General features: G+C 69.1%; 20 protein-coding genes. 13 read left to right on the top strand and 7 right to left on the bottom strand.

The window, feature by feature from the left end; genetic code table 11:
* Positions 1–53: 53 nt before the first annotated feature.
* From BJ960_RS15050 to BJ960_RS14995, 12 genes are all read left to right on the top strand, one after another.
* Positions 54–1,058 (top strand): AAA family ATPase, encoded by a 1,005-nt coding sequence (locus tag BJ960_RS15050; protein ID WP_185987880.1) that lies wholly within the window; start codon positions 54–56, stop codon positions 1,056–1,058.
* Positions 1,055–2,440, top strand: a complete 1,386-nt coding sequence (locus BJ960_RS17295) for a DUF58 domain-containing protein (protein ID WP_307814527.1) — start codon at positions 1,055–1,057, stop codon at positions 2,438–2,440. The genes BJ960_RS15050 and BJ960_RS17295 overlap by 4 nt, the downstream gene beginning before the upstream one ends.
* Positions 2,437–4,956 carry a transglutaminase domain-containing protein gene (locus BJ960_RS17290; protein ID WP_185987879.1) on the top strand — a complete coding sequence of 840 codons (2,520 nt, stop codon included), beginning with the start codon at positions 2,437–2,439 and terminating at the stop codon, positions 4,954–4,956. Before BJ960_RS17295 ends, BJ960_RS17290 begins: the two co-directional genes overlap by 4 nt.
* Complete coding sequence (locus BJ960_RS15035) at positions 4,953–5,828, top strand: PP2C family protein-serine/threonine phosphatase (RefSeq protein WP_185987878.1); 876 nt, start codon at positions 4,953–4,955, stop codon at positions 5,826–5,828. Before BJ960_RS17290 ends, BJ960_RS15035 begins: the two co-directional genes overlap by 4 nt.
* The gene (locus tag BJ960_RS15030) at positions 5,825–6,391 is read left to right on the top strand and encodes a hypothetical protein (RefSeq protein ID WP_185987877.1); all 567 of its coding nucleotides are present in this window, start codon (positions 5,825–5,827) and stop codon (positions 6,389–6,391) included. The genes BJ960_RS15035 and BJ960_RS15030 overlap by 4 nt, the downstream gene beginning before the upstream one ends.
* Before the next feature lie 92 nt (positions 6,392–6,483).
* Positions 6,484–8,172: an FHA domain-containing protein gene (locus BJ960_RS15025; protein WP_185987876.1), complete on the top strand. Its 1,689-nt coding sequence runs from the start codon at positions 6,484–6,486 to the stop codon at positions 8,170–8,172.
* A gap of 186 nt (positions 8,173–8,358) precedes the next feature.
* On the top strand, positions 8,359–9,525 hold the full coding sequence (locus tag BJ960_RS15020; RefSeq protein WP_185987875.1) for a branched-chain amino acid ABC transporter substrate-binding protein: 1,167 nt from the start codon (positions 8,359–8,361) through the stop codon (positions 9,523–9,525).
* Between the two features lie 84 nt (positions 9,526–9,609).
* The gene (locus tag BJ960_RS15015) at positions 9,610–10,503 is read left to right on the top strand and encodes a branched-chain amino acid ABC transporter permease (protein ID WP_119282604.1); all 894 of its coding nucleotides are present in this window, start codon (positions 9,610–9,612) and stop codon (positions 10,501–10,503) included.
* Between the two features lie 5 nt (positions 10,504–10,508).
* Positions 10,509–11,690, top strand: coding sequence for a branched-chain amino acid ABC transporter permease (locus BJ960_RS15010; RefSeq protein WP_202229105.1), 1,182 nt, complete (start codon positions 10,509–10,511; stop codon positions 11,688–11,690).
* Positions 11,687–12,526: an ABC transporter ATP-binding protein gene (locus tag BJ960_RS15005; RefSeq protein ID WP_185987874.1), complete on the top strand. Its 840-nt coding sequence runs from the start codon at positions 11,687–11,689 to the stop codon at positions 12,524–12,526. The genes BJ960_RS15010 and BJ960_RS15005 overlap by 4 nt, the downstream gene beginning before the upstream one ends.
* A complete protein-coding gene (locus tag BJ960_RS15000) occupies positions 12,519–13,229 on the top strand; it encodes an ABC transporter ATP-binding protein (RefSeq protein WP_141887230.1) in 711 nt (236 codons plus the stop codon). Before BJ960_RS15005 ends, BJ960_RS15000 begins: the two co-directional genes overlap by 8 nt.
* Positions 13,230–13,355: 126 nt before the next feature.
* Complete coding sequence (locus tag BJ960_RS14995; protein ID WP_185987873.1) at positions 13,356–13,901, top strand: ClbS/DfsB family four-helix bundle protein; 546 nt, start codon at positions 13,356–13,358, stop codon at positions 13,899–13,901.
* Here BJ960_RS14995 and BJ960_RS14990 read toward each other — a convergent pair.
* From BJ960_RS14990 to BJ960_RS14960, 7 genes are all read right to left on the bottom strand, one after another.
* The gene (locus tag BJ960_RS14990) at positions 13,898–15,451 is read right to left on the bottom strand and encodes an FAD/NAD(P)-dependent oxidoreductase (protein WP_185987872.1); all 1,554 of its coding nucleotides are present in this window, start codon (positions 15,449–15,451) and stop codon (positions 13,898–13,900) included. The two genes, BJ960_RS14995 and BJ960_RS14990, sit on opposite strands and share 4 nt — an antisense overlap.
* On the bottom strand, positions 15,448–15,780 hold the full coding sequence (locus BJ960_RS14985) for a (2Fe-2S)-binding protein (RefSeq protein ID WP_185987871.1): 333 nt from the start codon (positions 15,778–15,780) through the stop codon (positions 15,448–15,450). Before BJ960_RS14985 ends, BJ960_RS14990 begins: the two co-directional genes overlap by 4 nt.
* Entirely contained in the window at positions 15,777–16,958 is a 1,182-nt protein-coding gene (locus BJ960_RS14980; protein WP_185987870.1) for an NAD(P)/FAD-dependent oxidoreductase, read from the bottom strand. Before BJ960_RS14980 ends, BJ960_RS14985 begins: the two co-directional genes overlap by 4 nt.
* Positions 16,955–17,665 carry a GntR family transcriptional regulator gene (locus tag BJ960_RS14975; protein ID WP_185987869.1) on the bottom strand — a complete coding sequence of 237 codons (711 nt, stop codon included), beginning with the start codon at positions 17,663–17,665 and terminating at the stop codon, positions 16,955–16,957. Before BJ960_RS14975 ends, BJ960_RS14980 begins: the two co-directional genes overlap by 4 nt.
* An 18-nt stretch (positions 17,666–17,683) precedes the next feature.
* Positions 17,684–18,655, bottom strand: coding sequence for an ornithine cyclodeaminase family protein (locus BJ960_RS14970; protein WP_185987868.1), 972 nt, complete (start codon positions 18,653–18,655; stop codon positions 17,684–17,686).
* A gap of 5 nt (positions 18,656–18,660) precedes the next feature.
* Positions 18,661–19,668, bottom strand: coding sequence for a proline racemase family protein (locus BJ960_RS14965; RefSeq protein WP_185987867.1), 1,008 nt, complete (start codon positions 19,666–19,668; stop codon positions 18,661–18,663).
* 141 nt (positions 19,669–19,809) lie between these two features.
* Positions 19,810–20,715 (bottom strand): dihydrodipicolinate synthase family protein, encoded by a 906-nt coding sequence (locus tag BJ960_RS14960; protein WP_121076448.1) that lies wholly within the window; start codon positions 20,713–20,715, stop codon positions 19,810–19,812.
* 467 nt (positions 20,716–21,182) lie between these two features.
* Between BJ960_RS14960 and BJ960_RS14955 the strand changes: the two genes are divergently transcribed.
* Entirely contained in the window at positions 21,183–22,367 is a 1,185-nt protein-coding gene (locus BJ960_RS14955; protein ID WP_185987866.1) for a metal-dependent hydrolase family protein, read from the top strand.
* The last annotated feature ends 21 nt before the right edge of the window (positions 22,368–22,388 follow it).

The raw sequence follows: 22,388 nt of genomic DNA, 5'->3' as shown, positions 1-22,388 counted from the left end.
GCGCACGCGCCGATCAGCCAGATTTCCCCAGCAGGCACGACCCGAAGGAACCCATGAGCACCGACACCTCACCGCAGCGGCAGGCCGACTCGGCGACCCTGACACCGGAGCAGGCCCAGTGGGTGGCGCAGGTGTTCGAGGCGTGCGCCGACTCGATTGAACAGGCGATCCACGGCAAACGGCGGGTCGTGGAGCTCGTGTTGTCGACAGTGCTCGCGGGCGGACACGTGCTGCTCGAGGACGTCCCAGGCACTGGCAAGACCGCCCTGTCGCGCGCTCTCGGCCAGGTCATCCAGGGGACGTCATCGCGCATCCAGTTCACGCCGGACCTCCTGCCGGGTGACGTCACCGGCGTCTCTGTCTTCGATCAGCGAAACGGCGCCTTCGAGTTTCACGCCGGACCGATCTTCGCGCACGTCGTGCTCGCCGACGAGATCAACCGAGCGAGCCCGAAGACCCAGTCCGCGTTGCTCGAGGTGATGGAGGAGGGGCAGGTCACGGTCGACGGAAAGACCCACGAGGTCGGGACGCCGTTCACCGTGATCGCCACCCAGAACCCCGTCGAGCAAGCGGGCACCTACCGTCTTCCGGAAGCGCAGCTCGACCGCTTCATGATCAAGACCTCCATTGGCTACCCTGACGACGCGGCGATGATGCGAATCCTGCAGGGCAGCCGCACTGACCGCGAGGAGATCCGGCCAGCCGTGACGACGGCGATGGTGACGCAGGCGCAGCAGTTCGCGCGCCGGGTGCACGTCGGCCCAGTCGTCGCCGACTATGCCGTGCGGATCGTCGAGGCGACACGACGGGCGAGCGAGGTGCGGCTGGGCGCGAGCGTTCGCGGCACCGTCGCGCTCGTCCGGCTCGCTTCGGCGTGGGCGGCTGCCCACGGTCGGCACTTCGTGACCCCTGACGATGTGCGCGACCTCGCGCTCGTCACGCTCGCGCACCGGCTCGTGCTCGAGCCTGAGGCAGAGTTTGACGGCGTGACGGCGGCCGACATCGTCGGACGGATCCTGCTCGATATCCCGCTCCCGCAGGAGAACGGCACGTCGTGAAGCAGGACACCTCCCGCGCCCCGGACAGGGGAGGGTGGAGCCGCACGCAGACGCACGGAACCACCCGCGCCGGGGACACGGCCACTCGGTCGCTGACCGACGCGTCGGGGCGCCGTGGCGCGCGCGGCACACGCCTGCGCCGGCTCTGGCGGATGGCGCGCAGCCGAGTCCGCCGGGTGACGCGCCGGGCGACGAGTGCGGTCACCCCGGCGGGATGGCTCGCGATCGCTGCCCTCGTCACTGGCTGCGTGCTCGGGGCGCTCTTCGGCTGGGTCGAGGCGTGGTTCGTCGGCGTGGTCTTTGGGGTGCTGCTCCTTGTTGCGCTGCCATTCCTGCTCGGAAGCCGTGCGTACCTCGTGCGGATCAGCGTCGACAGGCTGCGCGTGGTGGCCGGCTCGGCCGTCGAGGTGCGCGTTGCCGTCGAGAACGCGAGCCGCCGTCCGGCGCTCCCGGCGACTGCAGAACTGCCGGTCGGCGACGCACTCCGAGAAGTGCCCGTGCCGTTCATTGCCGGGCACGCGAGCGTCGAGCTGCCGCTGGCGGTCGAGGCCGCGACGCGCGGGGTTATCGCGGTGGGGCCGCTCACGCTTGCGAGGCGCGATCCGCTCGGACTGCTGCGGCGCGAGGTCACCTGGCGAGACACCCATCTCGTGCGGGTGCACCCGAAGACGGTGGCGCTTCCGCCCGGATCCGCCGGGATGGTGCGCGATCTTGAGGGCGCCGCGAGCGCGCGCCTGACCGATGCCGATCTCTCGTTCCACGCGGTGCGCGACTACCTGCCGGGCGACCCGCTCCGGCACGTGCACTGGAAGTCGACGGCGAAGAGCGGCACGCTCATGGTGCGGCAGTACGAGGAGTCGCAGACGGCCAGGGCAGCGGTGCTCTTCGACGCCGAGATCGAGTCCTACGCGACTGCCGATGAGTTCGAGCTTGGCGTGAGCGTCGCCGCGTCGCTCTCCGTGCAGGCGGTGCGCGAGGGGCGCGAGCGCTTTATCGCGAGGGGAGCGGGCTGGCAGGCGCGCGCGAAGGCGCCGCGCCTCGGCGGGCTCGTCGAGCTCCCCTCCCACACCCCGGAACAGTTACTCGACGCGTGGGCTGAGCTTGTCGCGCCCGAGGAGCCGCCGCCGATCGAGTGGCTCGCGCGCAGCCTCACGGAGTCGCGTCGGCAGCTCTCGATCGTCACGATCGTCACCGGGTCGGTGCCTGACCTCACGCGGCTCCGCAGGGCAGTTGTCGCCCTCCCGCAGGGCATCGCCGTCGCCGTCGTCAGATGCGAGACGCTCGCCGAGCCCACCGCGCGCCTCGCTGATGGCAGCGTGTTCTTCACGGTGGGCGCCCTCGCCGACCTGCCGCAGCTTCAGGTGCGGGGAGGACTGCTGTGAGTCGCGACAGGGGACGCCGGGCGGCCGGGGGCAGAAGCGCGGGCGGGACGCTCGGCGCTGTCGCCCTCGCGGTCGGAGCGGTCTGCATCGCCGTTGTCGCAGCGTGGCCGATCTACGAGACGACGCAGCTCTGGGCCGTGGCCGGCGTCGCGGCGGCAACTGCCCTCGTGGTTGTGTGGCTCGGGACGACGCTGCGGTGGGGCGGATTCACCCTCGTCGCGCTTGTGCTGGCGTTCGTCGCGCTCGTGGTGCCGGTGGCGACGCCGCACGTGCTGGGTTCGCGGCCAGACGTCTGGGGGATCATCCGCGGACTCGGCGACGCGCTCGCGGCGGTCGCCCTCGGTTGGAAGCAACTGCTCACGCTGACGCTCCCGGTCGGCAGCTACCAGACGGTGCTCGTGCCGTTCTTCCTGCTCGTGTTCGTCGTGGTCGCGGCGTCGACGGCGCTCGCTCGGGGCGGCCGGCGCGCCGCCGTGAGCGCGGCGCTTCCGCCGCTCGCACTCGTGCTGTTCGGCACCGTGTTCGGTTCGTCCGCGGTGAGCGCGCCGCTCAGCCTCGGTCCGCTCACCGTTGCGGCGCCGCGCGAGACCGGAATCTGGATCGGGGCGCTTGCGGCTGCTGCTGCCTGGATGGTGTGGACGGCTGGCCGCGACCGGCGAGACGCGCTGAAGCGGGGCAGAATCGCACGGACCGCGGCGCCAGCTGGCGGGGCCGGGATCGGCGCTGTGCGGCGAAGCGCACTCGTGCGCGGTGGATCCGCGGTGCTCGTCGCTGCGATTGCCGTTACCGCGGGAGCGGTCGCAGCGCCCGCGCTCGCGGGGAGCACCCGCGCGGTGCCGCGCGACAGCATCGACCCGGAGATCGTCGTGCGGGAGCAGGTGAGCCCACTCGCCGAGTACCGATCGCTCAAGCGCGACGACGCACTCACCTCCGAACTGTTCCGTGTGGAGGGGAGCGGCGCGCTCCCCGGCCGCCTGCGTATCGCCGTGCTCGATGGCTACGACGGGGTCGACTTCTTCGTTGGAGACCCCACCGGCACCGGCCGGTTCACGCGCTTCCCGAGTGGATCCCGCGTCACCGAGCCGGCGAAGATCAGCGTGCGCATCGGTCCCGGGTACGCGGGAGTGTGGGTGCCGCTCGCGAGCCCGCTCGCGGCGCCGCCGCAGTTCCGCGGGGAGCGGGCGGCCGAGCTCGCCGACAGCTTCTACGTCAACCGGGACACGGGCGCCGCGGTCGCGGTGCCGACGGCGGCGGGGCTGAAAGACGGTGATGCCTTCACCGCGACGGTGTCCGCTGCGCCCGACGCAGTGCTCGCCGCCGAGCCAGCGAGCCCCCAACCCCTCATCGACCGCGAGGCATTCCCGCAGCTCACCCGCTGGCTTGAGATGCAAGGCGTGTCACCGTCCGCGAACGGACTCGAAACTGTCATCGCCGCCCTGCGGGCTCGGGGCTATCTCAGCCACTCGCTCACCGACGGCGACGGCGAGAACGCGTGGCTCACCGACGCAGGCGGCGACGCTCCCACCGCCTTCGTGTCGAGCCCTGGCGGGCACTCCACCGCACGCATCGAACAGCTGTTCTCGCAGCTCATCGAGCAGCAGGAGGCCGCGGGGGATCGCGCCCCAGATGCGGAGCTTGTGGCCGCGATCGGCGACGATGAGCAGTTCGCTGCGGCCGCGGCCCTGGTGGCGCGCGCGCTCGGATATGAGTCGCGGGTGGTCATCGGCGTGCGGTTAGGGCAAGAGAACGCCGGGGTGCCGGGCGTTCCCGCGTGCGCGGAGGTGTGCGAGGGCCGGCACGTGGCAGCCTGGATCGAAGCGAAGGGTGCCGACGGGGTGTGGGCGCCGCTCGACGTCTCGCCGCAAACGGAGGTGCCCCCGCTGCTCGTGCAGAAGGGGGAGCAGCTCCCCGAGTTCCCGACGACGCCGGAGGAGCGCGACGCCAGCGAGAGCGACCCACCCGTTGGGTCGTCGAACGACAACGGCGCCGCAGAGGATGAGCCCGAGCCGCCGGCCGGCGAGGGGGTCTGGCCGATCGTGCGGACCGCGCTGCTGCTGGGGGCGGCCGCCGCGCTCGTGGCGCTCGCTGCGCTCTTCATCCCGCTCGTCAAGCGGCTCCGCCGGCGGGCGAGAGCGCGCCAGCCGCTGCCGGAGCTGCGCGCGCTCGGCGCGTGGAACGAGCTGCTCGACGCCTACACCGATACGGGCCATCGCCCACGGGTCGATGGCAGCCGATCCGACACCGTCGCCGAGCTCGCCGACGCAGGGCTATCGCCGGAGCGCGGGGCGTGGATCGCTGCGACCGTCGACCAGGCAGTGTACGCTCGCGAGGGGGTGGCAGACGAGACCGCCGAGCAGCTGTGGGTGACCGTGCGCGAGCACATCCGCGAACGGAACGCCCAGGTCGGCTTCTGGGGCAGGCTGCGCTCGCAGTACTGGCTTGGATCGTTCCTCCCTCCCGCCACGGCACGTCACCGACCCCGCACCTCTCCCCGACCAGAAGGAGCCAGCTCATGAACAGCGTCGAGCTCGACTACGCGACGCTGACCGATGTCGGACGGCTGCGCCAGGTGAACGAGGACTCGGTCCTCGCGGATACCCCCTGCTTTCTTGTCGCGGACGGCATGGGCGGCCACGAGGCGGGGGACCTCGCGAGCCAGGCGGCGATCGCCGTGTTCGCCGAGCGGATCGCGCCCGGGCAGCCGGCCACGGTCGCGCTCGCCGGGGAGACCCTCAACGCCGCCCGCGTCGCCGTCGCTGAGGTCGCTGCCGGGCGCGAGCGCGGCGCCGGGTGCACGCTCACGGGAGCGATCCTGGTCACGCACGACGGTGAGCTGCACTGGCTCGTGCTGAATATTGGTGACTCCCGCGTCTACATGCACCGGGGGTCGGAGCTGCGGCAGATTACGGTCGACCACTCGCTCGTCGAAGAGGTGCGGCGCGCCGACGCGGGCGCCCAGCTGCCCCCGCGCAACATCATCACGCGAGCGCTCGGCTCGAGCGACTCGACCGCCGACTCCTGGCTGTTGCCCGTGGAGACTGGGTCACGGCTCCTCATCTGTTCAGACGGCCTGACGTCGGAGCTCGCGGACGAAGAGATTCGAGCCGTGCTCACGATGGGCGGCCGCGCCGACGCGGTCGCCGCCGAACTCGTGCACCGCGCGAATGACGCAGGGGGACGAGACAACATCTCGGTCATCGTGCTCGACACCGTCGTCGGCGGTCGCAGCTGGCACGTGGGCGACGGAACGCCGGGAGAGACGGATGACGGCAAGACGGTGACGGCCACGCGCCCCGTGCCGCGGCCGCAGGCCTCAGCGGCCTCGACGCACGCGGCGGCGGCCGAGGGCACTGACACCCCGCCGCCGGAGAGCGAGCCGACACCGTGACCGGCGCCCCTGGCGGCACTGCGGACGATACCGAGCGGACCGAGCCGGTGACGGCCGATCCCGCGACGTCGGTTCCCTCGTCCGCTGCGGGGGAGGACGAGACCTCGGGATCGCACGGCGCGTTGCACAGGCGCGGCACCACCGGCAGGGCGGGCGCGGCCCGCGCGCTGCCGGGCGCTCCCGTTCCCGAGCCAGTCGAGGAGCCTTCCCCCGAACTGCTGGCACAGATGTTCAAGCCCCCGATTGATGCGCGGCGTCGCGCTCCTGCCTCGCCGTTTCCGGTCGTGGAGGAGGAGCGGCCGCGCGAGGGCGTGCGCTCGAGTCTGCCCGTGATGTACGGCAGGCGGGGCGAGAAGCCGGGAGCCCCCGCCAGCGACAACGCACTGAGCACGGTGATCGGCGATCCGCCGACAGGATACGCCCTGCCCGCCGCCGCGCGCTCCGATCTTCCGACGCTCACGACCATGAACCGGCGCTTTGGGATCCTCGCGTTCGGCGGCGGAGCCGCCGTCTCGATCCTCGCAGTAGCCGGTGTGTGGTGGATCGCCACCGCCTTGCTCTAGCGCACCAGGGGTGGGCTGGCGTGTGCACATCAGCCGTCGCAGATCGAGGTACCGTTATTACAGCAAAGTCTGCTGCGTGAGGTGAGGAAAATATGTCCAACGATATGGGATTCCCGGGTTTTGGCGGGGCCGTCATCGCGATTTTCGGTGTCTGGTCGGTCGTGGGGATCGGCATCTACGTTTGGTACCTCTGGTCCCTCGCCAGGCTCTTCCCCATGATCGGGCTGCCCGCGGCGCACGGCTGGATTCCAATTTGGAACCAGTGGCGGTTGATTGAGCGCGGCGGACTTCCCGGTTGGACCGCAGTGCTCTCCCTCATTCCCGGCCTCGGCGTCGTCGCATACGTCATGTCGGTCATTGCGATGCACCGGCTGAACCGCGAGCATGGCGAGGGCCCAGGAATGACAGTGCTTGGCGCGCTCGTTGCCCCGCTCTGGGCGACGCTGCTCGGCAGCCGGATTCAGGATCGCGGCTACGCCGGAGGCAGCACCGGCGGGCGCTACGCGGCAGGCGCTGGGCTCGTCGAGTACGGCGCCGACGGTCAGGTCTACCCGCTGCTGCGGCCCGAAGGAAGCCCCCAGCCGACCGCAACGCAGGGCCAGTTCACGATGCCGCCGGTGCCACAGAGCTTCTCCCCGCAGGCTGCCGCCCCGTCCGCGGACCGCGCGGCGGCGCCGGTCCTGCCGCCCGTCCAGCGCCCCGTCGCCCCTGTCGTGCCTGTCGCCCCGGGGGCCACGCCGCTCCCCGCGGCGAATCGGTCGGAGGCTCCGAGTCCAGAGGCGAGCGCGGAGGAACTGAACCCCTGGGGCTTCGGCAAGACGACCGAGGGCAACTTCCTGCGCCTTGCAGGTGAAGAGGTTCCCGCTCGTGAGTCAGGGCTCGGCGCAGGGCAAGACCTCCGCCCGTTCTCGTGGCCCGAGGCGCGGCCCGTCCGGCGCCCTGATCCTGCTCCGGCCGTGCCACCGGTTGCTCCGGCCGTTCCGCCGGTTGCTCCGGCCGTGCCACCGGTTGCTCCGGATGCTCCGCTGCCTCAGCACGCCCAGGCGGAGCCGGTGGCCCCGCCGGCTCCGGTGGCCCCGCCGGCTCCGGTGGCTCCGGTGGCGCCGGTGGCACAGCCCATCGTGCCGCCCGTCGCGCCCCCGGCGGTGCCCCCTGTGGTTCCGCAGGTCGTGTCGACCCCTGTGCCAACGCGAGTCCCGCTCCCGGATTTCTGGGCCGAGTCCGAGCCCCCGTCCGCGCAAGCGCCAGAAGAACCCGCTCCGACCGGGATGAACGCCGCGAGCCTCGAGCTCGATCCGGCCGGGCTACCGTTCGCGCCGCCGCAGCCTGAGCCTGTCGCTGTCCCGCAGCCTGCCCCTGCCCCAGTGCCGCAGGCCGCGCCGGCTGGGGTCAGCGCGCAGTCGATCCTGGGTCTCGACGAGGACGACGATCTCGACAGCACGATTGTCGTCGCGAAGCGGGATCGCTGGGTGCTTGAACTCCCTGGCGGCCAGCAGCACGAGTTGGTCGGGGATGACATCGTTGTCGGGCGTAAGCCCGTTGCGATCGACGGATCAGAGGTGCTCGTCGTAAACGACCCCACTCGCACGCTCTCGAAATCGCACGCACGACTCCGACGGTCTGGTGACACGTGGACGATCGAGGATCTCGACTCGACGAACGGTGTCTTTGTGACTGATGCTACGGGCACTCAGGTCGAGCTTGAGCCCGGCACGGCCGTCACGGTCGTCGGTGACGTGTTGATCGGCACGCTCGAGGCGCGACTGCACATCGCCGAGTAACGCCGAGGTCACGATTGCGACTGTGTCGGAATCGTGACCTCAATTATTTGCGCTCTTCTTCTAAATCAGTAACATTGCACTGACGGGTACCTGCCGGTGCCGCGCTCACGACCAACGACGGTCCGCGCGTCGCGTATGGCACTCCCCGCTCAATATTCAATGATGAATGATTGGAAGGAATCGTCAATGATTTCACGTTCACACTCACGCGTGCGACGCCTCGCAGCCTTCGGCGCGATCGCAGCCTCCGCGGCCCTGGTGCTCACCGGCTGCTCGGGTGGCCTCGCAGGCGGCGACAGCGGTGGATCGAGCGACGGCCCGATCAAGCTCGGCATGCTCGCGCCCTTCTCGGGCTCGGAGGCGGCGTTCGGCGACTACATGAAGTTTGGCGCGCAGCTGGCAATCAACGAGATCAACGAGGACGGCGGCGTCGACGGTCGCGAGCTTGAGCTCGTGACCGAGGATGACGGCTGCGACGCGACCGCAGCCGTCGCTGCGGCGAACAAGCTCGTCAGCGCGGGCGTCGAGGGCTCCGTCGGCGGCTACTGCTCGGGCGCCACGCTCCCGACGCTCCCCGTGTTCAAGGAAGCGGGCATCTCGATGGTGATCCCGGCGGCGAACTCGACCAAGCTCGTCGGCCAGGGCGCGTTCCTCATCAACGGCACCGGCACCCAGCAGGGCAAGGCAGCCGTCGCATACGCCGAGAAGCTCGGCGCGAAGTCCGTCGTGCTCATCGATGACAACACCGACTACTCGGTCGATCTCGCGAACGCGTTCGAAGAGCAGGCGGGCAGCCTGAACATTGTGAAGCGGGAGTCGGTCAACCCCGACGAGAAGGACTTCGGCGCGAACATTAACAGCGTCATCGGCGCGAACCCGGACTTCATCTACTGGACCGGGTACTACCAGGCCGGCGGATTGCTCATCGATCAGCTCCGCGCCGCAGGCTACGATGGCACGATCCTCGTGGGCGACGGCTCCGTCGACGCGCAGCTCGCGGCGATCGCGGGCCCCGCGATCGAGAACGTGTTCGGCACGTTCACCCGCACCCCCGACATGCTTGAGGGCGGCGACGCCTGGGTGGCAGCGTACACGGAGCTCGCGAAGGCCGACCCCGGCCCGTACTCGATGCAGACCTACGAGGCCGTGAAGGCGATCGCGCAGGCGATGACCGATGCCGGCAGCACCGACGCGGAAGCGGTCGACAAGGCGCTGCTCGGGCTGAAGGCGTTCCCGCTGCTGTCGGGCGACCTCACGTTCGCGGAGGACGGCTCGCGTGAGGGCGGCGGCTTCGTCATCGTCTCCCCGACGGGCGAGAAGGGCGCGTTCGTCCTGTCCGACGACCTCTCCTAGGTTCCTGGCGACCGGCCGCCGCGAGCGACGGCCGGTCGCCGTTTCCATCTCAACCCCTCCTCAACGTCGCAGAGAGGTTCTCCTGTGTTCCAACTCATTTGGAACGGCCTATTCGTAGGCTCGTTCTATGCCCTTGTCGCCCTCGGCTACAGCATGGTGTACGGCATCATCAAGCTGCTCAACTTCGCCCACGGCGACCTCTACATGCTCGGATCGTTTCTCGCCTTCGTCGTGCTCGGCGGATTCACCGGGCTCTTCGGTCTCGGGTCGATCCCGATCCTGTTGCTCGTCCTGCTCATTACGATGTTGCTGACCGGCGGCATCGGCGTCGCGATCGAACGCATCGCGTATCGTCCGCTCCGCACCAGCCCGCGACTCGCGGCGCTCATCACCGCGGTCGGCGTCTCGTTCACGCTCGAGTACGCGGTGCGTCAGATCTTCGGTGCGAGCCCGCTGGTCTTCCCGATTCGCCTGCAGGGCGAACCTGTCATGATCCTCGGCGCGCGCATCACGATGCCACAGATCGTGCTCATGGTCGTCGCGGCACTGCTCATGTTCGGGCTGCAGCGCTACGTCATGCACTCCCGCGAGGGTCGCGCGATGCGCGCCATCGCGCTTGACCAGAAGGCGTCGCTGCTGATGGGCGTGAACGTGAACCGCGTCATCTCCCGGACGTTCTTCATCGGCTCGGCGCTCGCGGGCGCGGCAGGCGTCATGGCTGCCGCGTACTACGGCACCATCGACTTCCTCATGGGCTTCGTGATCGGGCTGAAAGCCTTCACGGCGGCGGTGATCGGCGGCATCGGGAACCTCTACGGCGCGATGCTCGGCGGCATCGTGCTCGGGCTCCTCGAATCGTTCGGCACCTCGTGGTTCGGCGGCCAATGGCGCGACGTCTTCGCGTTCGGCTTCCTCATTCTGTTCCTCGTGTTCCGACCCACCGGCCTGCTCGGCGAGCGCGTCGTAGAGAGGGTGTGATCCACATGGCACGCGTCCAAGCGCCGCGCCTCCAGGCGCCCAAGCCCTTCCTCGAGCGGCCAGCACCGGTCTCCGGCCTGCTCGCGCCCGACCGCTTCATGAAGCTCGTCGGCCTCGTGCTCTTCGTCGCAGCCGCCGTCCTGCCGTTCATTACGGCGACGCCGTACATCATCTCGATCCTGACCTCGGCGATGATTTATATCGTGCTCGCGATGGGCCTGAACGTCGTCGTCGGCTACGCCGGCCTGCTCGACCTCGGCTACATCGCGTTCATGGCGGTGGGGGCATATACGAGCGGCGTGCTGACGACGCAGTTCGGGCTCTCGATGCTCGAAACGATCCCGTTCGTCGTGCTCGCCTGCATCATCGCTGGCGTCGTCATCGGCGGTCCGACGCTCCGGTTGCGATCGGACTACCTCGCGATCGTGACGCTCGGCTTCGGCGAGATCATCCGCATCACTGCCAACAACCTGAAGATCACGGGCGGCCCCTCGGGCATCCACGGGATCCCGACCTGGCGGTTCTTCGGCTGGTCGTTCGCCGACGGCCTCGACATCGGCGGCGTGCACTTCAGCTCCAAGATCCTGCTGTACTACTTCGTACTGTTCGTCGGCATCGGCCTCGCCGTCGTCGCCGTCTCCCGCCTGGGCAAGGGCAAGCTCGGTCGCGCGTGGAAGTCCGTGCGCGACGACGAGGATGTCAGCGAGGCCATGGGCATCAACGGCTACACGACGAAACTCGCGGCGTACATCATCGGCGCGGTGTGGGGCGGCTTCGCGGGCACGCTCATGGCGAGCCACCTCTCGGCGATCTCACCCAACAGCTTCGAGTTTCTCTACTCGGCGCTCGTGCTCATGGCCGTCGTACTCGGCGGCATGGGGTCGACGCCGGGCGTAATCATCGGCGCGCTCTTCGTGTCGCTCGCGCCCGAGTTCCTCCGCGAGTTCTCCGAGTGGCGCTACCTGCTGTTCGGCGTGCTGCTCGTCGTCGCGATGATCTTCAGGCCCAAGGGCATCTGGCCCGCGAACGCGGTGCTCCCGTTCCTGAAGAAGCGCGAGATCCCAGAGATCCCGCCGACGGCCGCAGTATCCGTCGTCGGCGTCGATGCCGACTACGACGGCGACACCGTCGACCCTGCCGCACCGTCGGCCGCGGTCGACCAGAACGAAGAGGAGGGGAAGCGATGAGCGACCTCCACGCACCCACGGCACCGGCGGGCACTGCCGGCGCAGGCGGACACCCGGGCGACGCCCGCCGAGTCTTGCTCGACGTGCAAGACCTCGCCGTGTCGTTCGGCGGCATCAAGGCCGTCGCGGGGCTCTCGTTCTCGGTGCACGAGGGTGAGATCGTCTCGGTCATCGGCCCGAACGGCGCGGGCAAGACGAGTGCCTTCAACTGCATCTCGGGGTTCTACCGTCCGAACGCCGGCTCGGTCGTCTTCGACGGCGAGTCCGTCACGAGGAAGAAGCCGTCGCACATCACGAAGCGCGGCATGGCCCGCACGTTCCAGAACGTGCGGCTGTTCCGCGACATGAGTGTGCTCGAGAACGTGAAGACCGGGATGCACTCGCACCTCGGGCAGAACGTCTTCGACGCGATGCTGCACACGCCGCGCTACACGCGCAGCGAGCGGCAGTGCACGGAGGACGCGCGCGGCTGGCTCGACTTCGTCGGTTTCCGCGCCGACGACGAGCTGCTCGTCACCCAGCTCCCCTACGGCGAGCAGCGCCGCGTGGAGATCGCGCGAGCGCTCGCCACGCAGCCGAAGCTGCTGCTGCTCGACGAGCCGGGAGCCGGCCTCAACCACAGCGAGAAGAACGAGCTCATGGAGCTCATCCGCAAGATCCGCGACCTCGGCGTCTCGATCGTGCTCATTGAGCATGACATGGGTCTCGTCATGGAGATCTCCGAGCGCGTGGTCGTGCTCAACTACGGCAAGGAGATCGCCGACGGCACGCCAGCCGAGGTGAAGGCCAACCCGGTCGTCATCGCCGCCTACCTGGGGGAGGAAGAGGATGAGTAACCTCGTACTCGAAAACGTAGACCTCTACTACAACCGCGTGCACGCCCTTCGTGGGCTCAGCCTCGAGGTGAACGAGGGTGAGATCGTCTCGCTGCTCGGGAACAACGGCGCCGGGAAGACCTCCACGCTCTCGATGCTCTCGGGCCTCGAACGGCCGCGCAACGGGCGGGTGACCTGGGGCGACAAGGATCTCACCAAGCTCCAACCCTGGGACATGGTCGAGGCCGGCCTGCTGCACATCCCCGAGGGGCGGCGCATCTTCTCCACGATGACGGTGCACGAGAACCTCCTCATCGGCGGCTACCTCGTGAAAGACCAGAAGCTCATCGCCGAGCGCGCGGCACACGCCTACGAGCTCATGCCGCGCCTCGCCGAGCGGCGCGACCAGCAGGGCGGCACGCTCTCCGGTGGCGAGCAGCAGATGCTCGCGCTCGGGCGCGCGCTCGTCGGAGGGCCGAAGCTGCTGCTGCTCGACGAGCCCTCGATGGGGCTCGCGCCGCTCATCGTGAAGCAGGTGATGGAGATCATCCGCGAGGTGAACAAGCAGGGCACCACGGTGCTGCTCGTCGAGCAAAACGCGAAGGCCGCGCTGAAGATCGCCGACCGGGCGTACGTGCTCGAGTCCGGGCGCGTCACCCTGCAGGGACCTGCGGCGGAGCTCGCTGAGGATCCGCGCGTGATCGAAGCCTACCTGGGCGCGTAGGCGGCACGGGCTGGTCGGCATCCCTGGTGCCGGCCAGCCCGGTTGGCTGGTGCGCGCGGCGCGGTAGCCTGGGGCGTGGGGCAGCGACCCCCACGCCCGGGCCCGCGTCCGAACAGAGGAGCCGACATGGCACGACCCACAACCCGCACTGAACTGCTCACGGCCGCGACCGAACGGTATGACGCGCTCGCCGCGCTCATCGCGGGGATGAGTGAGGCTGAGCGCGAGGCCGACCTGTTCTATGGCGACGGGTTCGATAAGCCCGAGGCGCACTGGGAGCGCGATCGAAACCTGCGCGACGTGCTCGTGCACCTCACCGCCTGGCACGGCCTACTCATCGACTGGGTCGAGGCGAACGAGCGCGGCGAAGCGGGGCCCTTCCTCCCGGCGCCCTACACGTGGCGCGACTACGCGGGCATGAACGTGGGGTTCCGTGACGCGCACGCCGACACCACGACCGAAGTCGCTCGCGCGGAACTCGGCGACAGCCACCGCGCGGTTGTCGCGCTCATTGAACGATTCGACGACGACGAACTCTTCGTGAAGAAGTACTTCCCGTGGACTGGAACGACCTCGCTCGGCGCCTACTGTGTCTCTGCGACCTCGAGCCACTACGACTGGGCGGCGAAGAAGCTGCGTGCGGCACGGAAGGCCGCACGCGGGTCGAACTAGTCTTGCAGGTCGCGTAGCGCGCTGAGCGGGAGCGGCTGCGCCACGGGGCGCTTCGCCGACTGCCCGAGCGACTGGGCCGCCGCCTCGACGGCGGGAATCGCCTCGCCCCCGACGCCGCCTGCGCCAGCTGACAGGCACGACACGGCAAAGCCGCAGACGCGCCCCTGGCACCAGCCCATTCCGGCCCGGGTGAGGCCCTTCTCCGTGCGGAGGTCGTCCGCCGCAAGCTCATCGTGAGCCTGGCCCAGCTCGCCGTACGAGACCTCCTCACAGCGGCACACCGTGGTCTCGGGGGTGAGCCTGTCTGCCCAGCCAGCGGGTACGGGGTGCGCGAGGTGCATCGCCTCGGCGAAGCCGCGGTTGCGGGCGAGCGCTCGGCGTTCGGCGCCGGTGATCGAACTCTGGCTGCCGAGCGCGCTGGCCGCGGCCGATCGCCCGGCGATCTCTCCCTCGAGGACCGAGAGCGGGGCGCCGCCGACGCCGGTGATCTCACCGGCAAGGTAGAGCCCCGCTACTGAGGAGAGACCGTTCTCATCGACGATGCCGACGAGTGAGCCGTCAACATCGACGCGGGTGGAGACCCCGAGCTGCACCGGCAGCTCAAGCTGCGGCGTGAAGCCCCAGCCGAGGCCGACGCCGTCGACCCCGGTGATCTCACGCTCGCTTCCGGGGATGGTCTCGCCGGTCGCGCGAACGCGAGCGGTGCGAACGCCGGTCACGCGGTCCGTTCCGAGGATCTCGGTGATGACGGTGCGAATCCGGTACGGAATCCGGTGCCTGAGGAACGTCGCGACGTAGCCTGCACCCTCAACACCCTTGGCCGGAACGCCGGCGGCGCGGTGTGCACGGGGAAGCCAACCCATGAGTGACGCTGACTCGAGCACGGCGGCGACCGAGCCGCCGGCCTGGGTGATGTTTGCGGCGACAGGCAGCAGGAAGGGCCCGGTGCCTGCGATGACAAAGCGTGACCCCGGCAGCATGCCGTTCTGCTTCACAAACGCCTGGATTCCCCCGGCAGTCATCACGCCGGGCAGTTGCCAACCGGGAACGGGGAGCTGCCTGTCGTAGCCGCCGGTGGCGAGCACAAGCGAGGTTGCCCGAATCGACGGGACAGCGCTCTGACCGCCGCCGTGGGACGGGGCGAGCTCGAGGGCGAACACGCCAGCGGGGGCGAGCGTCCGGGCCATCCAGACACTCGTCGCGGAGAAGAACGTGATCCGACCGGCAGCGACGCCCGCATCGAACCTGGCGCGAAGGCCGAGGTACTGCTTCCAGCCGTGATGGAACTCGCCACCCTCTGGCGCGCCAAAGGCTTCAGACCGGTGGCGCCAGTACTGGCCGCCGGGCTGCTCGGCTGCGTCGATGACGGCGACGCGGACGCCCCGGTCGGAGGCCGCGGCGGCTGCGGCGAGGCCGGCTGGGCCAGCGCCGACCACCGCGACGTCGAAGTGTGGGGCGCGCTCGGCCCGCCGGACGTGGCCCGCGCGTTCCGCGGGCGCCGCACCCCTGCCCACCACGGGTGCCTCGGTGTGCTGCGTCTCCGCGCTCATGCGCCAGCCTCCTCGTCGCGCGCATCGCTACGCGCTGTATCGTCGGCGGCGCCGGGACCCTGTGCCTTGCGCACGTCCATGCCCTCCTGGAGCGGGATCATGCACGACCGCTGTCCCGACTCTCCGTCAATCTCGACGAGGCAGTCGAAGCAGACGCCAATGCCGCAAAACAACCCGCGGCTCCCGCCGCTTCTCGTCTCGCGCCAGCCGCGTTTGCCCGTTGCGATAAGCGCGGCGGCGACGCTCGCGCCCGGGGAGCAGCTGATCGGCTCGCCCTCGAAGGTCGCTCGGACCTCGCCCTGCGGCCGGTCGGTGGGTTGTGCGCTCACGCGTGTACCTCCGTTGCGTCGTGGCTGGCGAACCCAGGCTCGTCGAAGCGCTCTGGTCGAAATTCCGTAAGCGGCATATCAGGCTCCCGGCCTGCGAGCGCCTGCCCGAGGAGCTTGCCGGTACCGACCGACAGGCCGATGCCCGCGCCCTCGTGGCCGGCTGCATGCCAGAGTCCCGGCGCCCGCGGATCGTGGCCAATGACCGGCAAGTGGTCGGGGCAGAACGGGCGGAAGCCGTGGTAGTGGCGAAGAATGCGGGTGCGTTCAAGGAACGGGAACAGCTCGATCGCGTTCGCCGCAATCTGGCGGAGCGCGTCGGTGCTGACGGTGCTGTCGAAGCCGATCCGCTCGCGGCTCGAGCCAATGAGGATCGTCCCGGCGGGGGTGCCTTCGACGACTGGCGATGACTGGAGTGCGGCGTCGTCGCTCCCGACGTTGTCTATGTACTCTGCGGCATAAACCTTGTGGTGCACCATCGGTGGCAGGGGCTCGGTGACGAGCACGAAGCCGCGGCGTGGGTTCACGGGGACGTTCACGCCGGCGAGGGCGGCGATCTCAGGCGCCCAGGTTCCGGCGGTGTTCACTATATGCGCCGCGGAGAATTCACCCTTGGGGGTGCGCACGCCGGTCACGCGATCACCTTCACGCACGAGGCCGGTGACGGGTGCGTTCACCACGAGCTGCGCGCCGCGCTCGCGCGCGAGGCGCAGCAGGTGTGAGGCTGCGAGGATCGGTTGAACCTGGCTGTCCTCCGGGTAGAAGGCTGCGCCGAGGGCGCGATCGGTGACGTTCGGCTCGAGCTCGCGCAGTGCGGGAATGTCGAGGGGCTCGGCGACGATGCCGTGCGACCGCTGAGAGGTGGTGACCCTGTCAAGGGAGGCGAGACTTGTTTCACGTGAAGCAACGATGATGCCGCCCTTGGCCTCGAACTCCCAGAGGTGCCCGAACTCGGCGAGTTCGCCCTTCCAGACGTCGAGGGAGTAGCGCATGAGTTCGAGCTCTGGGCCGAGCTCCTTGTCGGAGACGAGGATGTTGCCCTCGCATCGGGAAGTGGTGCCACTCGCGGGAAGCCCACGTTCGACGACCGTGACCGACAGGCCCTGCAGCGTCGCGAAGTATGCGGTGGCGGCGCCGATGATGCCGGCGCCAATGATGATTACGTCAGCGCGTTCGCTCACGAACCAACTCCGTCCTGGGTGTCGTGCTCCTCCGACCCGGTCGCCCAGACGCGTCGCGCGTGACCGATGTGGTCGCGCATGAGCTGCTCGGCGCCGGCGCCATCGCCAGCCCGCAGCAACGCGATAAGCGTGTGGTGCTCGCGGGCGCTGTCGCCGAGGCGTCCCTTGCTCGCGAGCTCCTTGAGGCCGTAGAGCCGCGTGCGCGTGCGCAGCGAGGTTGCGAGTTCGGTGAGCTGGGGGTTGTCGATGTGGCTGAGGATGAAATGGTGAAACTCGCGATCGAATCCGAGGTAGCCCTGCAGGTCCTCGGTCTCTGCCGCGGTGAGGCAGGCGTCGGCGAGCCGTTCAAGCTCCTCGAAACCCTCTTCCGAGATCCGGCCGATGGCAGACGGCATCGACGGGGGCTCGAGGAGCAGCCGGATCGCCGCGAGATCGTCGAGTTCCTTGTCCGACATCGCGGTGATCCTGAACCCCTTGTTCTTAATGGTCTCAACCAGGCCCTCGCGCGCGAGGTCCATCATCGCCTCGCGAACCGGGGTCGCGGAGACGCCGAGCGCCTGCCCGAGGGTCGGTGCAGAGACGAGCGACCCCTCCGCGATCTCGCCGGTGATGATGGCGGTTCGCAGCTGCTCGAGCACGGTCTCGCGCAGGTTGAGCGGCCGCTTCAGCGGCGTGAGGCGACGGGAGGGCGAAGGCTGAGTGGACATAGAGGGCTCCTGTGGTGGCTAGGGGCGCTGGCGCGCCGTGTAGACGGCGCTCGCGCACACAAGATCCTCCCACGACATCCCGACGCCGGTATAGAAGGCCGGGCGGCCGAGGGTGCGCGTGAAGTTGCCGCGGACGAGATCCTGCAGGTTGGCGGGTGGGCTCGATTCCCACTTCGCGTCGTCGAACACGGTCGCGAGATTGCCGTTCTCGCGCCTCGCCGACGCGCGGCCCTCCACTGCCACATCCGCCCGACCCACGAGTGCGTCGTCGACTTCGCGGGCGTCGAGACCGTGCGTGCCGGTCGCGGCGACAATCGCGTTGTCGGCGACGAGACTGCCGTCGAAGACCGGAGACGTCGCGGTCGTTGTGAGAATGATGATGTCGGCGGCTGCGACGGCGGCGTCGTCGTCGGTCGCGGCCGCGACGCGCACGTGCGCGGTCGCCGGATCCGCGGCGAGTTCGGCAATCATCGCCGCGACGCGCTCGGGCCTGCGGCCGACGACCTCGAAGGTTGCGTCGGGGAAGTCGACGAGCGCGGCGCGAATGTGCTCGATGGCCTGAGTGCCCGCGCCGAAGAGCAGGATCCGCGGGTCACTGCCGAGCCGCGCCCCCTCGGGCGCGAGGCGGGCGAGATGACGAATCGCGGTGAGCGTCACGGACGGGGTGCGGATCGCGGTGAGGCACGATCCCTCCATCACGGCGATGGGCGCGAGCGTGTCCGACGAGTAGAGCAGGTACAGGCCCTGGATCTTCTCGAGCCCGCGATCCGGATTCGACGGCGCGATCGTGAGCGCCTTGACGCCGCTGAACTTGGCGCTCTGCGCCGGCATCAGTAGGAACTCGCCGTCCGGTGCGTCCGCGAACAGCCGCGGCCCGTCGTCCTCGGGGCTGAGGCCCGCGGCAAGCGCGGACTCGAGCGCGCCGATGGCGGTGTCGAACGTGAGGAGCTCGCGCACCTCGTCGGCGGAGAAGAAATCGATACTCGGCATCGCTGTCACAGCAGGAATCCCTTCTGGAATGGGTCGGTTGGGTCAAGCATGTATTGCGCCGTGCCGGTCACCCAGGCGCGGCCGGTGATCTTCGGGATCACCGCGGGCCGGCCGGCAACGGTCGTCTCCTCGACGAGTCGGCCGACGAAGCGCGAGCCGATGTACGAGTCATTGAGGAAGTCAGTGTTGAGGGGAAGCTCACCGCGCGCGTGCAGCTGCGCCATGCGGGCGCTCGTACCGGTGCCGCAGGGCGAACGGTCGAACCAGCCCGGGTAGATCGCCATCGCGTGGCGCGAGTGCTCGGCCGTCGAGCCGGGGGCCTGCAGGTAGACGTGGTGGCAATCGCGGATGTCGGGGCGCTCCGGGTGCACGGGCGCGTCGGCATCGTTGATCGCGTCCATGATCGCGAGGCCGGCCTGCAAGAGCTCGTCCTTGTTTGACCGATCCTCACGGAACTCGATGCCGAGCTTCTCGAGCTCGACGATCGCGTAGAAGTTCCCGCCGAACGCGAGGTCGTAGGTGACGGTTCCGAGGCCAGGGACCTCGACGGTCGCGTCGAGGCGCTCCGAGTACGAGGGGACGTTCGTGATGGTGACGCTGTCGGCGTGGCCGTCCGTGACGGCGACCTCGGCGACGACGAGCCCAGCGGGGGTGTCGAGCCGGATCGTGGTGACGGGCTCAGTGACCTCGACCATGCCGGTCTCCACAAGTACCGTCGCAACGCCGATCGTGCCGTGTCCGCACATCGGCAGGCAGCCCGAGACCTCGATGTACAGTACGCCCCAGTCGCAGTCCGGCCGGGTCGGGGGCTGCAGGATCGCGCCGCTCATCGAGGCGTGGCCGCGCGGCTCGAACATGAGCAGCTGTCGGAGCTCGTCGTTGTTCTCCATGAACCAGGTGCGGCGTTCAGCCATTGAGTTGCCCGGAAAGACTGGTGCCCCTCCCGTGATGACTCGGGTGGGCATGCCCTCGGTGTGCGAATCGACTGCGTGGTAGACGCGGGAGGTGCGCATCGGCGGCCTTTCTGGGGAGTGCGGCTCGGCGAGCCTGCGTGGATGCTTCGTTGGATCTGCCGGTTCGGGGTCATCCCGAAGACGGGAATGGATCGTGCCGCGCTGTCGCCGCACGATCCACCCCGAGGGTACTTCGATTTGCTACTTGCCGTAGCCCTTCGCCGCCGCAGCGCGGGTGTCGGCGATGATCTTGTCGGCGACCTCCTTGGCGAGCGGGAGGCGCGGCGGGCGGCAGGGGCCACCGTAGAGCCCGAGCTCGTCCATCGACAGCTTGATCGACTCGACGAACTCAGTCTTGGTGTCCCAGCGCAGCAGCGAGTGCAGATCGCGGTAGATCACCTTCGCGCGCTCGAGGTCGGCGACGTTGCCCGACGTCGAGAGCTTGAAGAGCTCGACGGTGGCCTGCGGAATCGCGTTCGGGTAGCCGGCAACCCAGCCGACGGCGCCGGCGATGCCCACCTCGAGCACCGAGTCGTCGGTGCCGATGAGGATGTCGATGCTCGGAGCGAGCTCCTGGATCTCGTAGATGCGGCGGGGGTCGCCGGTGAACTCCTTGACGCCGACCATGTGGCCAGCCTCGTGGATCTCGGCGATGAGGTCAGGCACGAGGTCGACCTTCGTATCGATCGGGTTGTTGTAGCCGACGATCGGGAGCCCAGCCTGCGCGACGGTCGCGTAGTGGTGCTTGACGGCCTCGCGGCCGGCGCGGAAGGTGTTCGGCGGGAGCAGCATGACGCAGTCGGCGCCGACGCTTGCGGCCTGCTCAGCCCAGCGGAGCGACTCCATCGCACCGTATGCGCCGACGCCTGCCATCACCGAGAAGCCCTCGGGCGCGGCGTCCACGGCGACCTCGACGACCTTCGCGCGCTCCTCGGGCGTGAGGTTCTGGTACTCGCCGAGCGAGCCGTTGGGGGCGATGCCGTCGCAGCCGTTGTCTGCGAGGAACTGCACGTGCTCAGCGAACTTGTCGTAGTCGACCGAGAGGTCGTCCTTGAACGGGAGGGCAGACGCAACGATGACGCCGTGCCAGGGCTTCTTCTCAGCCATTGAGATGTTCCTTTCGGAGGTGGGTGGGAGTTCTTGGGCCGCACGTAGTGTGTGACATTGCACAGGTTACCCAGGTTCGGCGGGGAACGCAAGAAGGTGGTGTGAGCGAACTGCGTTGCGGCTGCGGCTGCGGTGGTGGTGGCGGTGGCGGTGGCGGCTGAGGCTGCGGTTGCGGTGGTGGCTGGCTGGCGACTGGTTGTGGCTGCGGCTGGCTGCCCGCACCAACCCCAAGCCTGAGGTTACGACCCCCCCCCGGGCTTGACCCCGCCGCCCCCCAACCCAACTTTCTCTACGGTTTGACGTAGTTCAGCGACCCCAACTACGTCAAACCGTAGAGAAAGTTGCAGGGTCACGGCGGCGCGGCGTGCCGCCCTGTGGTCCGATACCGTGCGCGGTGGTGGCAGAATGCTCGCAACGGATAGATTCATAGACCACGCAGCGTTGGTTGCTTGGCGGAGGGAGCTCGGGTGAAGACGCAATCGCTTTCGATTCTTGGCGCGCAGGTATGGAATGGCGAAGGCTTCACTCCGCGCGACGTGCATATCGCCGACGGCGTCGTCGTCGATGCGCCGGTGGACGGCGCCGAACAGCTCGACGCGAGCGGCGGCTGGCTGCTTCCCGGGCTCATCGACGCGCACTTCCACGCCTACGCGACCAGTATGGATGGGCTCGAGAACGAGCGTGGCCCGCTGAGCTACGCAGCCATCAACGGCACCCGCAGGCTCGAGAAGGCCCTGAGGCGGGGCTTCACGACGGTGCGAGACGTCGCGGGCGGCGACATCGGTCTCGCCCGTGCCATCGATGCGTCACTCTTTGACTCGCCCCGCTACCTCTTTACGGGGCCGGCTCTGAGCCAAACCGGCGGGCACGGCGATCCCCGCGCGGAGCACGTCGACATCTGCTTCTCTCACGGCCACATGTGCGAGGTCGTCGACGGCGTCGATGCCCTCCGCCTCGCGGTACGTAACCGTCTGCGGACCGGTGCCCACGCGATCAAGATCATGACGTCGGGCGGGGTGTTCTCGCTCGCCGACCCGCTCCGCATCCCGCAGTACTCGCCCGAAGAGGTGCGCGCAGTCACCGAGGAGGCCGCCCGCCGGGGCAGCTATGTGGCGGCCCACGCCTACTCCTCTGAGGCGGTAATGCACTCGATCGAGAACGGCGTGCGGTCGATCGAACATGGCAACCTCATCGACGCGACAACTGCGGAGGCGATGGCCGCGGCGGACGCGTTCCTCGTTCCGACGCTCGCCGCGTACGACGCGATGGATCGCCGCGGAGCCGAGATCGGTCTGAACGAGATCTCGCTCGCCAAGAACTCCGAGGTGCTCTCAAAGGGGCAGGAAGCGGTGCAGCTCGCGCTCGCCGCAGGCGTCCAGGTCGGATTCGGCAGCGACCTCATGGGTGACCTTGAAGACGACCAGCTCAGGGGTGTGAAGCTCCAAGCGGAGGCGGCCGGGCCCGTGGAGACGATTCGCTCGCTCACCGAGGTCAACGCCGCGCTCATCGGGGACGCACGTGCCGGATCGCTCGTTCCCGGCAGCTACGGCGACGCGCTGCTGCTCTCGGAGAACCCGCTCGAACTCGTGGCGGCCCTCTCGGAGCCCGCAGCGCGGCTCGCGGTTGTGCAGGGCGGCCGTGTGGTTCGCTAGTAGGGCGACGCAACTAGTGGC

It is taken from the genome of Leucobacter aridicollis (assembly GCF_013409595.1).
GTDB classification, from domain to species: domain Bacteria; phylum Actinomycetota; class Actinomycetes; order Actinomycetales; family Microbacteriaceae; genus Leucobacter; species Leucobacter aridicollis.
Note: the sequence above shows the minus strand (reverse complement) of the source record. Positions and strands in the feature narration are given on the sequence as shown.

Coding starts and splice junctions, on each gene's coding strand:
- BJ960_RS14995 (WP_185987873.1), top strand. CDS start 13,356: ATGGCACGACCCACAACCCGCACTGAACTGCTCACGGCCGCGACCGAA.
- BJ960_RS14965 (WP_185987867.1), bottom strand. CDS start 19,668: ATGCGCACCTCCCGCGTCTACCACGCAGTCGATTCGCACACCGAGGGC.
- BJ960_RS15005 (WP_185987874.1), top strand. CDS start 11,687: ATGAGCGACCTCCACGCACCCACGGCACCGGCGGGCACTGCCGGCGCA.
- BJ960_RS15000 (WP_141887230.1), top strand. CDS start 12,519: ATGAGTAACCTCGTACTCGAAAACGTAGACCTCTACTACAACCGCGTG.
- BJ960_RS14990 (WP_185987872.1), bottom strand. CDS start 15,451: ATGAGCGCGGAGACGCAGCACACCGAGGCACCCGTGGTGGGCAGGGGT.
- BJ960_RS15020 (WP_185987875.1), top strand. CDS start 8,359: ATGATTTCACGTTCACACTCACGCGTGCGACGCCTCGCAGCCTTCGGC.
- BJ960_RS14960 (WP_121076448.1), bottom strand. CDS start 20,715: ATGGCTGAGAAGAAGCCCTGGCACGGCGTCATCGTTGCGTCTGCCCTC.
- BJ960_RS15025 (WP_185987876.1), top strand. CDS start 6,484: ATGTCCAACGATATGGGATTCCCGGGTTTTGGCGGGGCCGTCATCGCG.
- BJ960_RS15010 (WP_202229105.1), top strand. CDS start 10,509: ATGGCACGCGTCCAAGCGCCGCGCCTCCAGGCGCCCAAGCCCTTCCTC.
- BJ960_RS15035 (WP_185987878.1), top strand. CDS start 4,953: ATGAACAGCGTCGAGCTCGACTACGCGACGCTGACCGATGTCGGACGG.
- BJ960_RS15050 (WP_185987880.1), top strand. CDS start 54: ATGAGCACCGACACCTCACCGCAGCGGCAGGCCGACTCGGCGACCCTG.
- BJ960_RS14970 (WP_185987868.1), bottom strand. CDS start 18,655: ATGCCGAGTATCGATTTCTTCTCCGCCGACGAGGTGCGCGAGCTCCTC.
- BJ960_RS14975 (WP_185987869.1), bottom strand. CDS start 17,665: ATGTCCACTCAGCCTTCGCCCTCCCGTCGCCTCACGCCGCTGAAGCGG.